The sequence below is a fragment of the Streptomyces sp. NPDC051320 genome (genome assembly GCF_040682175.1).
Classification (GTDB): Bacteria; Actinomycetota; Actinomycetes; order Streptomycetales; family Streptomycetaceae; genus Streptomyces.
Genome location: NZ_JBFBAL010000007.1, coordinates 174,313 through 185,797 on the forward strand (window position 1 = coordinate 174,313; position 11,485 = coordinate 185,797).

9 protein-coding genes are annotated in these 11,485 nt (G+C 65.3%); 4 read left to right on the forward strand and 5 right to left on the reverse strand.

What is annotated here, in order from left to right; translation table 11 throughout:
- Positions 1-31 precede the first annotated feature (31 nt).
- The 4 genes from rsmG to AB0M87_RS17610 all read left to right on the forward strand — a co-directional run bounded on the left by rsmG (position 32) and on the right by AB0M87_RS17610 (position 4,119).
- The gene (rsmG, locus tag AB0M87_RS17595) at positions 32-748 is read left to right on the forward strand and encodes a 16S rRNA (guanine(527)-N(7))-methyltransferase RsmG (RefSeq protein ID WP_365853750.1); all 717 of its coding nucleotides are present in this window, start codon (positions 32-34) and stop codon (positions 746-748) included.
- A 254-nt stretch (positions 749-1,002) separates the two neighbouring features.
- Positions 1,003-2,079, forward strand: coding sequence for a ParA family protein (locus AB0M87_RS17600; RefSeq protein WP_365854123.1), 1,077 nt, complete (start codon positions 1,003-1,005; stop codon positions 2,077-2,079).
- A complete protein-coding gene (locus tag AB0M87_RS17605; RefSeq protein WP_365853752.1) occupies positions 2,076-3,194 on the forward strand; it encodes a ParB/RepB/Spo0J family partition protein in 1,119 nt (372 codons plus the stop codon). The genes AB0M87_RS17600 and AB0M87_RS17605 overlap by 4 nt, the downstream gene beginning before the upstream one ends.
- Before the next feature lie 307 nt (positions 3,195-3,501).
- Positions 3,502-4,119 (forward strand): GNAT family N-acetyltransferase, encoded by a 618-nt coding sequence (locus tag AB0M87_RS17610; protein WP_365853754.1) that lies wholly within the window; start codon positions 3,502-3,504, stop codon positions 4,117-4,119.
- An 84-nt stretch (positions 4,120-4,203) separates the two neighbouring features.
- Here the strand turns inward: AB0M87_RS17610 and trxA are convergent, their stop codons facing one another.
- The 5 genes from trxA to murJ all read right to left on the reverse strand — a co-directional run bounded on the left by trxA (position 4,204) and on the right by murJ (position 11,468).
- Positions 4,204-4,551 carry a thioredoxin gene (gene trxA / locus AB0M87_RS17615; RefSeq protein WP_365853756.1) on the reverse strand — a complete coding sequence of 116 codons (348 nt, stop codon included), beginning with the start codon at positions 4,549-4,551 and terminating at the stop codon, positions 4,204-4,206.
- A 52-nt stretch (positions 4,552-4,603) separates the two neighbouring features.
- The gene (gene trxB / locus AB0M87_RS17620; protein ID WP_365853758.1) at positions 4,604-5,578 is read right to left on the reverse strand and encodes a thioredoxin-disulfide reductase; all 975 of its coding nucleotides are present in this window, start codon (positions 5,576-5,578) and stop codon (positions 4,604-4,606) included.
- 996 nt (positions 5,579-6,574) lie between these two features.
- On the reverse strand, positions 6,575-7,252 hold the full coding sequence (sigM, locus tag AB0M87_RS17625; protein WP_365854125.1) for an RNA polymerase sigma factor SigM: 678 nt from the start codon (positions 7,250-7,252) through the stop codon (positions 6,575-6,577).
- A gap of 50 nt (positions 7,253-7,302) precedes the next feature.
- A complete protein-coding gene (locus tag AB0M87_RS17630) occupies positions 7,303-9,042 on the reverse strand; it encodes a protein kinase family protein (protein ID WP_365853760.1) in 1,740 nt (579 codons plus the stop codon).
- Positions 9,043-9,224: 182 nt separating this feature from the next.
- A complete protein-coding gene (gene murJ, locus AB0M87_RS17635) occupies positions 9,225-11,468 on the reverse strand; it encodes a murein biosynthesis integral membrane protein MurJ (protein ID WP_365853762.1) in 2,244 nt (747 codons plus the stop codon).
- Positions 11,469-11,485 lie beyond the last annotated feature (17 nt).

Sequence of the window (11,485 nt, forward strand, 5' to 3'; positions counted from 1 at the left end):
CGCGGTATCGCGGTACGGAAGGACGGTTCCCGTGACGGAGTCAGCGGAGCTTCCCCAGGCGCCGGAAGTGGCGCATGCGGTTTTCGGGGAATCCTTCCCGGAAGTCGTCCGGTACGCCGAACTACTTGCGGACGCCGGCGTCACTCGGGGGTTGATCGGGCCACGCGAGGTACCCAGGCTCTGGGAGCGGCACCTGCTGAACTGTGCGGTGCTGTCCGAGGTGGTTCCCCAAGGTGTCACGGTCTGCGACGTCGGTTCCGGCGCGGGGCTTCCTGGTATTCCTTTGGCGCTCGTCCGCAGGGACCTGAAGATCACGCTGCTTGAGCCGCTGCTAAGGCGAACCAATTTCCTCCAAGAGGTGGTGGAGCTGTTGGGGCTGGATCATGTGACGGTTGTCCGCGGACGTGCTGAGGAAGTCCTGGGCAAGCTGCCGCCGGTGCACGTGGTGACAGCACGCGCAGTGGCACCGCTGGACCGGCTGGCTGGTTGGGGGGTGCCGTTGCTGCGACCGTACGGGGAAATGCTGGCGCTCAAGGGCGATACCGCCGAGGAGGAGATCCACGGTGCGCGTGCGGCTCTGAGCAAGCTCGGAGTGGTGGAGACTTCAGTGATGCAGGTGGGCGAGGGCGTTGTCGACCCGCTGTCCACCGTGGTGCGGGTCGTTGTGGGTGAGAGTCCTGGTGGCGTGCGTTTTGCGACGAAGCGGGCTAGGGCGGCTCGGGTAAGCCGCACTCGGCGCCGACGGTGAACCGCTCTGCGGACGACGCAAAACATCTCAAAGCTCGTCAAATACGCGCATTTCGGAGTGTCGTCGCTCGTTGACGTGTCGCCGCAGGCATCTTGTTTCACGTGAAACGTCGCTCACTACTGCATGGGATCATCAATCGCAGTCGTGCGGCATCCGCGCCGCGTGACGCTACGCCCCTCGGGGCCATGAAGTTGTCCACACAGGTGGATTCGTCCACAGAAGAACACGCCTCGCTGGTTCACACCCCCGAAAGCATGGCAGGCTCTGTGTATTGCGAGCATGAAGTCGAGGAGGGTGAATCCTTGCGGTCCGACGCCAACATCGCGGGACCGATGACCGATCCGGTCCCCGGTCCCCGTACCGAGTCGGCGGGAGAGGAAGTTTCACGTGAAACGCCGCCCCCGATGGACGACACTCCTATCGGTCGTGCTGCCCAATTGGCGGTAGAAGCCCTCGGCCGCGCCGGCGAAGGCCTGCCACGGCCGGAGCGGACGCGCGTCATGGTGGTCGCCAACCAGAAGGGCGGAGTTGGCAAGACGACTACAACGGTCAATCTTGCCGCTTCACTTGCCCTGCATGGCGCCCGCGTTCTAGTGGTTGACCTTGACCCGCAGGGAAACGCCTCCACGGCGCTGGGGATCGATCACCACTCCGAAGTTCCTTCGATCTACGACGTCCTGGTGGAGAGTCGGCCACTGTCCGAAGTTGTCCAGCCGGTTCCGGACGTCGAAGGCCTCTTCTGTGCCCCGGCAACCATCGATCTCGCCGGCGCCGAGATCGAGCTGGTTTCTCTCGTAGCACGCGAGAGCCGACTGCAGCGGGCACTCCAGGCCTACGAGCAGCCGTTGGACTACATCCTCATCGACTGCCCTCCATCTCTGGGCTTGTTGACCGTCAACGCGATGGTGGCCGGTGCTGAGGTGCTGATCCCCATCCAGTGTGAGTACTACGCACTGGAAGGATTGGGGCAGCTCCTGCGGAACGTCGACCTGGTTCGTGGGCACCTCAACCCTGACCTTCATGTGTCGACGATTCTGCTCACTATGTACGACGGCCGCACTCGGCTTGCCTCCCAGGTGGCAGACGAGGTCCGCAGCCACTTTGCCCGCGAAGTTCTCAAGACAAGCATCCCCCGTTCCGTGCGCATCTCGGAGGCCCCGAGTTATGGGCAGACGGTGCTCACCTATGATCCAGGCTCGAGCGGATCGTTGTCGTATCTCGAAGCGGCTCGTGAGATCGCGTTGCGCGGCGTTGGGGTGCGGTACGACGGCCAGGACGCGCATTCCGGTGGTCAGACCAGTCAGCAAAGCATGTCGGAGGGAATCCAGTGAGCGAGCGACGTAGGGGGTTGGGGCGCGGGCTCGGAGCGCTGATTCCTGCCGCACCGCAGGAGAAGTCCGGCCTGGCAGATGGCGCGGTCTCCTCCTCACCGGGAACTGCTCCGTTGCTGACAGCGGATCGGGGCGTAACTGCGGCGAAGCTGGCTACGCGACCCGTCGGCTCAGTCGCACGTGAGGCGGTCGTGCCGGCCCAGGAAGCGGCACCCGAGTCCACAGCGGCGGCGCCGGAACCGGCCGGTGCCTACTTCGCGGAGTTGCCGCTGGATTCGATCACGCCGAATCCGCGCCAGCCGCGTGAGGTCTTCGACGAAGACGCTCTCGCTGAACTCGTCTCCTCCGTAAAGGAAGTCGGTCTCCTCCAGCCTGTCATCGTTCGACAGGTAGCGGCAGAACGCTACGAGCTCATCATGGGCGAGCGGCGCTGGAGGGCGTGTCGTGAAGCGGGCCTGGAGCGCATCCCGGCGATCGTCCGGGACACGGACGACGAGAAGTTGCTTCTTGATGCGTTGCTGGAGAACTTGCACCGTTCACAGCTCAATCCGCTCGAAGAGGCAGCGGCCTATGACCAGTTGCTCAAGGACTTCAACTGCACCCACGACCAGTTGGCGGACCGGATCGGCCGTTCGCGGCCGCAGGTCTCGAACACCTTGCGTCTGTTGAGGCTCTCCCTTCCCGTGCAGCGCAGGGTTGCTGCCGGGGTGCTCTCTGCCGGACACGCCCGTGCTCTGCTGTCGGTGGATGACTCCGAGGAGCAGGACCGGCTGGCGCATCGCATTGTCGCGGAGGGACTCTCCGTGCGGGCGGTGGAGGAGATTGTGACGCTGATGCAGTCACGTCCCCAGCGTGCACCGAAGACGAAGGGACCTCGTGCGGGGGGTCGTCTGTCGCCCGCTCTCTCGGAGCTTGCATCCCGACTCTCGGACCGCTTCGAGACACGGGTGAAGGTTGACCTGGGACAGAAGAGGGGGAAGATCGTTGTCGAATTTGCTTCGATGGACGATCTCGACCGGATCCTTGGTTCACTTGCCCCTGGCGAGGGTCGAGTGCTCGAGAAGCTGACTTCTGAGGAAGGTGCTGAAGAGGCGGCTGAGGACGACGAGGGCTGATGCGTCGATGGTGAACCGCCGAGCGGCGGGGGGTGTCCGGTGAGCCGGAACACGCCCCGCCCTTTGCTTTCCCACGGTATCCGTCCGATCGCCGGGATGGATACGATGCGTTCTGGTATGGCGCATCCGCCTTGGTCCACCTCGGAGGGAGGCCGGGACCCGTGCGCACGATGAACCGCGTCCAACTGGTGACGGCAGGTCTGAGTTTGGGAGCGTTCGGCGGTTTCGTCGGGAGTCTGCTCCGGGAGCGGAATGCGCTGACTGCCGCGCGTGCAGCGGCAGGCGAGGGAAGTGAGGACCACCGTTCATGGGGCGTCGGCTCGTACCGCTCACGCTGGACAACCTTCCGGACCTTCCCCAGCGTTGCCGGTCGTGCGTCTTTTGGGAGCTCGACCCGGTCAGCGGAGAAGCCGCAATAAAGCTCGGGCGTCCCACGCTCGAGAAGGAAGCCTGGCTTTCCACAGTGTTGCTGGAATGGGGTTCCTGTGGCCGGGTGGTCTACGTGGATGATGTGCCGGTCGGCTTCGTTCTCTATGCACCGCCGGCTTACGTGCCGCGGTCCACGGCGTTCCCCACAAGCCCCGTGTCACCTGACGCGGTGCAGTTGATGACGGCCTGGATCGCGCCGGGGTATCAAGGGCAGGGGCTGGGCCGGGTGATGGTGCAGACGGTCGCCAAGGACTTGCTACGCCGAAACTTCAAAGCGATCGAGGCGTTCGGCGACGCCCGATGGAAGGAGCCAGCATGTGTGCTGCCGGCGAATCATTTGCTGTCGGTGGGCTTCAAGACCGTGCGACCGCACCCTAATTATCCGCGGCTGAGGCTTGAACTGCGCACCACGCTTTCCTGGAAGGAAGATGTGGAGCTGGCCTTGGACCGTCTCCTGGGTGCGGTCCAGAAGGAACCGGTCTTGCGCCCGCTGTGAGGGTCGCTTGCGCCGCCCGTCGATCAATGCTGAAACGGGGCTGCCCTCAAGGGCAGCCCCGTTTCACGTGAAACATGAGTGACTTCAGGCCTTGGTGGCCTCATTGCCGATGAAGTCCTCAAGATCGCGAACGATCGCTGCCTTGGGCTTCGCGCCGACGATGGTCTTGGCGACCTCGCCACCCTGGTACACGTTGAGCGTGGGAATGGACATCACGCCGTACTTGGCGGCGATGCCCGGATTCTCGTCGATGTTCAGCTTGACGACTTCGATCTGGTCGCCGTACTCAGCCGCGATCGCCTCGAGCGAGGGGGCGATCTGGCGGCACGGGCCGCACCAGGCAGCCCAGAAGTCGACGAGGACCGGTTTTGTGCTCTTGAGAACGTCCTGCTCGAAGGAGTCGTCAGTCACATTCTTCAGGGTGCCGGCCACGGCGGCCTCCTCTTTCATTGCGGGGTATGCGGTGGGTGAGGGAAGTACGGGGTCAGACGCTGGCGATCTTCTCGGGTTCTGCTGTCTTCTCGTCGTCGGCCAGCGCCGCGAGGAACCGCTCTGCGTCGAGCGCAGCAGAGCAGCCGGTGCCGGCGGCGGTGATGGCCTGCCGGTAGGTGTGGTCGACGACGTCCCCGGCCCCGAACACGCCGGTGAGGTTGGTCCGGGTGGAGGGTGCATCCACCTTCAGGTAACCCTCGTCGTCGAGGTTCAGCTGCCCCTTGAAGAGTTCGGTGCGCGGATCGTGGCCCACAGCGATGAACAAGCCGGTCACCGCGAGTTCACTGGTGGCCCCGGTCCTGGTGTTGCGCAGGGTCAGACTGGTGAGTTTCTGCTCGCCGTGGATGGTAGCGACTTCGCTGTCCCAGGCAAACTTGATCTTTGGGTCGGCAATAGCGCGGTCCTGCATCGCCTTGGAAGCGCGCAGGGTGTCGCGACGGTGCACGATGGTGACCGACTTGGCGAACCTGGAAAGGAAAGTGGCCTCCTCCATTGCGGTGTCGCCGCCGCCGACGACGGCGATGTCCTGGTCCTTGAAGAAAAAGCCGTCACATGTGGCGCACCAGGAGACTCCGCGCCCGGAGAGGGCGTCCTCGTTGGGCAGGCCGAGCTTGCGGTGCTGCGAGCCGGTAGTGACGATGACCGCTTTTGCGCGGTGCACGGTGCCCGCCGTGTCGGTGACGGTTTTGATCTCTCCGGTCAGGTCAACAGCGACGACGTCGTCAGGAACCAGCTCGGCACCGAAGCGCTCCGCCTGGGCCCGCATGCTGTCCATCAGATCCGGTCCCATGATGCCGTCACGGAAACCGGGAAAGTTCTCCACCTCGGTGGTGTTCATGAGAGCACCGCCTGCGGTGACAGCGCCTTCGAAGACCAGGGGCTGCAGTGACGCACGCGCGGTGTACAGCGCGGCGGTGTACCCAGCCGGCCCGGAGCCGATGATGATCACGTTACGGACGTCGCTCACGGGTTTCTTCCTCGTCTCTGCGGACTGTCTACTGCCTGCCGGGGCCAAGTCCAGTGGACTCACACCCCACCCAACGGATCCTACGGGGGATGCATTCCCGAGTAGCTCAGCTGCGGGGGTAGGTGTGTGTCAGCAGGACTTTGCCGGGGGCTGGTGGAGTGGCGTCGGTGCAGCTCGCGTCTACGACATACGCCTGGACCCGGCTGCTGTCCGAGGGATAAGGCAGGACCACGAGGTAGGCGGCCGTGCCGTGGTATGTCCCCTGCTGGAGGGCAAGAGGACTTGCGTCGCGACCGATACCTCTCTCAATGCAGGAGGGCACCGCCACCGCGGTTCCTCTCTTGAGCGTGTTCGGGCTCGAGTCCGTATGGACGGACGGAGCCTTCTGTTCCTTCGGAGTCCTCGCTGCTGCTGTGTCGCCACCGGTAGCCAGCAGAGAGCGGACTTGGCTTTGGAGTCCGGACTCGGCGAAGACGGGGGCACTGCTGTCCGCCGACCTCTCCGCTGATGCGCTGTCGTTGTTTGAGGGTGCGCTCTGCAGGAAGAACGCACCCACTCCAATGACGGCCGAGCCGAACGCGGCCCCTATCACCGCAGAGCGACGCCGCCGACGCCGTGCTGCTTGTGGTCGGCCCGGTCCCGTGCCGGCCGGAGGGTGGCCTGCTGGGCGGGCGGCACGGGTGGATCCGGCGAGTGGAACAGACGACGTTTCACGTGAAACTTGCGCGGCCTCTTCTGTCGAGATCGACGCCCGGGTGGTCTCGGCGACGAGAGCGGCTTCTATACGGTCGGCGATATCCGCAGGCATGTGTGGTGGCACCGGTAGTGCACCGAGCATCTGCCGGACCTCGTCCAGGGAGTCCTGGACATCGGTGCAGAGGGGGCAGCCGCTCAGGTGGTGCCGGATGTCCGCTGCGCGGGAGGCTGGAAGGAGGCCCTCGGCGAGGTCGGAGATTTCCGAGACGTCGGGATGCTGAGCCGTGTCGGCAGTAGATGTCATGTGCGCCCACCTCCGCCCTTCACTGCAGCAGGATCGCTTGGTCCCATGTCCTTCGGACTCGATGCAGATGGGACGGATGTCCCTGGCGTCCGGTTCCTTTGCTCCGCTGTGACGTCGCTCTCCCCGCGGGAGCGGAGATGCGCCAGGAGAGGTAGCAGCCTTGCTCTGCCTCGCGCACAGCGACTCTTCACGGTCCCGGTGGGTACATCCAGGACCAGAGCGGCTTCAGCGACCGGGTAGCCCTGCATGTCGACGAGTACGAGTGCTGCTCGCTGTTCGGCAGGTAGCGTTTCCATGGCCTTGATGAGTTCGCGGTGCAGATCCTGTCGTTCGGCAGGCGCCTCAGCGGACTCGTGAGGTTCGAGGAGCTGATCCAGGCGCTCGGCATCATCGACCGGTGAGGTCTTTCGCGACGCGGCCTTACGGAGGCGGTCGAGGCATGCGTTGACAGTGATGCGGTGGAGCCAGGTTGTGACGGCGGACTGGCCGCGGAAGGTATGAGCAGCGCGGTATGCGGAGACCAGGGCGTCCTGGACGGCATCGGCGGCCTCCTCGCGGTCGCCCAAGGTCCGCAGAGCCACCGCCCAGAGGCGATCACGATGGCGCCGCACAAGCTCACCGAAGGCATCGGGGTCCCCCGCGACATGGGCGGCCAGAAGCTCCTGGTCGCCCATGTCGCTGAATGCGCTGTCGTCCAACGCTGAGTCTCCCCTGTCGAGCCGGATCAGTCGGTGAATTTCACATCCGTGATGGCCTGCTTGTACCCCGCGTCGCTGTACTCGTCCCCCGGCGAATAGGGCATTGCCGTCATCCAGACCAGCACATAGCGCGTCTTGATCGGCTCGTCTGCCTTGAGCCGCGCGGTGGTGCCGTCGGTACGCGTGGAACTGATCATTTTCATGGAGCTCAAGTCAGCGGATGAGGAGAGCGAACCAGCGGCATACAGGGAGACGGCAGTCTGGTTCCCCGCATAGTGCAGCCCTATCGAGGCAGCTGAAAGCGACCGAGTGGTGCCCAGGTCGTAGACGATTCCGACGCCCCGCTTGACGGATGGGGCCAGTTTGGGACCGTCCGTGAAGGAGTGAGTGCGCCAGTACGTTGAGCTGTCGGTGTCGTAGGTCTTCCCTACATCATCCGGGTGCTGGGCTTCGCCATCCGGGTAGTACTCCCTGGCGTCCTTGATCGACAGCGTCTGCGGGACCTTCTGTTGGGTGCTGTCGTCGCTGCCGTTTCCGCTGTTCGTTTGGTTGGTGCCCGGACCTTTGGAATCCTTGCCGCGATCGAGGAGAGTGTCGGCGAGCTGCCAGCTCCCCAGGCCCAGCGCGGCGATCAGCAAAGCGGAGACGGCCCACTTGAGAGCCTTTCCGGTGCGGCCTTGCAGGGGAGGGGCCGGGGCGGCCACAGACTGCGGCGTGGCCCCTCCCGGTCCGGCGGGCGGGCGGCCGTAGCTGCCCTGTTGATACGTAGTGCGCTGATACTCCGGAGGCGGAGTGTAGGCCGGCTCCGGCGGCCGGATACGAGGCATCACCGCGACTGCCTTGGCGAGCTCGTCCGGGGTGGTGCAGGGAGGTTCCTGTCGGGAAGCCGTGGCTCCGTCGTTGGCCAGAGCACGCATGGCGAGTTCGGCGAGACCTCGGTGGACTCCTGCCCGCACTTGGTCCGGCGGGATCAGCCCGACGCCCTTGGGCAGGCCCGAAAGGCCATACGCGTCCGTCTCATAGGGCCAGCGCTGCGTCAGCGAGGCATAGAGCAGGGCGCCGATGGCCTCCGTGTCGGTGCGCTGCGGAGTATCGGACGTGATGCCGCGCAGAGCGGCATTAACCGCGAGCCCCCGGATGCGGTACTGGCCGGATGAGGTCCGCAGAACGGCACTGGGAGTGAGCCGGAGATGGGCCAGGCCTTCTCGGTGGGCCGCTGCCATCGCCTGGGAAACCTGGCTGACCAGCTGGTAGGCGTTGTGCGCCTCCATGGGGCCCGAGGCCAGCAGCGCGGTGATCTCGGTGGCGTCCGGCAGCCATTCGTGGACGACGTAGACGAGTTCGTTCTCCTCCACAGCATCCAGGACCTGCACGAATCGCGGGTCGCCGAGCAACGCGGAGGATCGGGCGGCCGCGAGTACGGAGCGCGCTCTCGGGTGCTCTGCGGGCAGCAGGTGCACACCGACTGCGCGTCGCAGTTTCTCGTCGACCGCACGCCAGCTGCTGAAGCCGTCCAGACGGGTGACGCATTCCTCGAGTCGGTAGCGTCTGGCGAGTTTGTGCCCGCTGTGCAGCTCCGGTGTGGCGAAGGACTCGGTGAGCTTCTTGCCACGCTCCTCGTCCTCGGTCATCTCACTGGCTGTGGTGTCAGCCGTGTCCTGGGGTTCCACCGTGCCGTCGGCCGTGGCCTTCTCCGCCTTGGCGGCCGACGGCTTGTCGCCGCCGTTGTCGGCCACGTCGACGGCAGCCGTGCTACGTTCCGCCACCGTCGTTCCTGCCTCCCCATCCGTTACGCGCTGTCGGCCAGTCTGCAAAGCCATGCCAATTGTGCCCACAGTCCGGCGCTATGCACGACATGCGGCGGCAGACGATGGTTGTGCGGTGTGGCCGTGGCCCACGGGTTTCCGACAATTCCCTCCGCGTGCCAAGGGATGTGCCGGACCTCCCCCTAGCGTCCCAGGCGCCCGCGTGCCATGGCGACCATCGAGTTGAGCTCCGCGATCCTCATCCGCTTCGCGGCGATGAAGAACACGCCCAAAAGCACGATGCCGCCGGCCACCAGTGCTGCCAGCGAGGCGAACGCGCCATGTCCCAGCGTGCGGCTGATGCCGAGCCCGACCGCACCGCCGGCGATGGCGCCCGGGAGGGAGGCAAGGGCGAGCCTGGCGTAGGTCCGCAGAATGTGCGTGCCGTCCAGGTCGCCGCCCAGCCGATGGCTCAACCTTCTCCAGGCCACCCCCACACCCACTGCGTAAGCCAGTCCGTAGGAAGCAGCCATACCGACCACTGCCCATTGGGAAGGCAGCAGGACGTAGCACAGTGCAGAGGCCGCGGCGTTGACGGCGGCCACGATGACCGTGTTGTAGAAGGGGGTGCGGGTGTCCTCATATGCGTAGAAGCCGCGCAGAACGACGTACTGCACCGAGTAAGGGATCAGTCCGAGTGCGAAAGCCATCAGGACGTATCCCATGGACTGGGAAGCCTGTGAGCCGCTGGAGGCGAACAGCAAGGTGCTGATGGGCACACCCAGTGCGAGAAACGCGAAGGAGACCGGGACGATGGCGACAGCAGAATTCCGTAGTCCCTGTGAGATGTCATCGCGTACGGCGCCCAGATCACCGTCGGCGGCGGCACGGGAAATGCGCGGCAGGAGTGCGGCCATGACCGACACCGTGATGATGGCCTGCGGCATGCCCCAGATCAGCTGAGCGTTGGAGTAGGCCATGATGCCGGCCCCGTCCTGGTGCGACGCATGGCCGGCAGCGGTGGCGAGCTGGGTCACGACCAGGACTCCCGCTTGGTTGGCCAGCACGAAAAGAACTGTCCATTTCGCGAGCTTCACGGCCTTGCCCAGGCCGTGGCCGCGCCAGTCGAAGCGTGGGCGGAAGCGGAACCCCGCCTCGCGGAGGTACGGAATCATCGCCAGGGCCTGGACGGTCAGGCCCAGCAGGGTGCCGATACCCAGCAGCCGCACACCGTCGGCGGGAATGGTGCTCACTTGCATCTGGGAGTTGGCGGAAGTGCCGTACACCCAGATGAACAAGCCGAAGGTGAAGATCATCACGATGTTGTTGAGAACCGGAGTCCACATCATCGCGCCGAACTTCCCGCGGGCGTTGAGTACCTGCCCCATCACCACGTGCACGCCCATGAAAAAGATGGTGGGCAGGCAGTAGCGGGCGAACGTGACAGCGACGTTGTTGGCTGCCGGGTCGCCAGCGATGGTTGACGACATCAGTCGGATCAACAGGGGAGCGGCGAAGACCGCGATGGCGACGATGACACCCAGCGCGACCATGACGAGCGTCAGCAGCCGGTTTGCGTAGGCCTCCCCGCCGTCATCGTCCTCCTTCATGGAGCGCACCAACTGCGGCACGAACACCGAGTTGAGGCCGCCACCGACGGTCAGGATGTAGATCATTGTCGGAAGGGTGTACGCCACGGTGAAGGAGTCACCGAGGGTAGCGGCACCGAGCGCCGCGGTGATCACCATGGTGCGGACGAAACCGGTGAGACGTGACACCAGCGTGCCCGCCGCCATCACCGCGCTGGACTTCAGCAGCCCAGAAGCCCGGCTGCCTGATTTTTCGGGAACCGATGCCGCGGCGGGTACCGGCTCCGGTTCAGGGGGAGGGACCGGGGCGTTCCCCTGCTGGTCCCGGAAGAGATGAGCGAAGGCGTCCGGGTGCTCCTGTGGGTCGCCGGCCCGGCCTACCAGGTCGTCCACGCCCACGAACTGGGTCGTCGAGTCATCCCCGTAGGGGAGATGACGGGAGGGTCCCTCCGGTTCGGGTGGCGGAGTCTGCGCCCACACCCGCGGGTCCGGCGCATACGGGGAAGCAGCCGGTTGCTGGTACAGAGGCTGCTGTTCGGCATAGCCGCCGGGGGGAGACGCCGGGTGGGTGGTGCCTTCGTGGAGCGCCTCCCTGACCGGGTCCGTGTCCGGGTGCTGAGCTCCGAGGTTCTGCTCCCGGTAGGGGTCGTGGTTGTACGCGTCCTGGACGTACGGGTCATGCCCGTACGCATCCTGGACGTACGGATCCTGGACGTAGGCGTCCTGAACATACGGGTCCGGGGTGGGCGGCTGTGGCGGAACCTGGTCCGCAGCCGGAGTCTCGGGAGTCATCCCACCGGGATACGCAGCACCGTTACCAGCTCTCTGGTCACGGTCACCGTCGTACGGCGCGTTCATTGGTTACCCCACCTCGT

What these genes read in the sequence shown, in the direction of transcription:
- murJ (WP_365853762.1), bottom strand. Translation starts at nt 11,468, where the DNA reads ATGAACGCGCCGTACGACGGTGACCGTGACCAGAGAGCTGGTAACGGT.
- sigM (WP_365854125.1), bottom strand. Translation starts at nt 7,252, where the DNA reads ATGGGCGACCAGGAGCTTCTGGCCGCCCATGTCGCGGGGGACCCCGAT.
- AB0M87_RS17600 (WP_365854123.1), top strand. Translation starts at nt 1,003, where the DNA reads ATGGCAGGCTCTGTGTATTGCGAGCATGAAGTCGAGGAGGGTGAATCC.
- AB0M87_RS17610 (WP_365853754.1), top strand. Translation starts at nt 3,502, where the DNA reads ATGGGGCGTCGGCTCGTACCGCTCACGCTGGACAACCTTCCGGACCTT.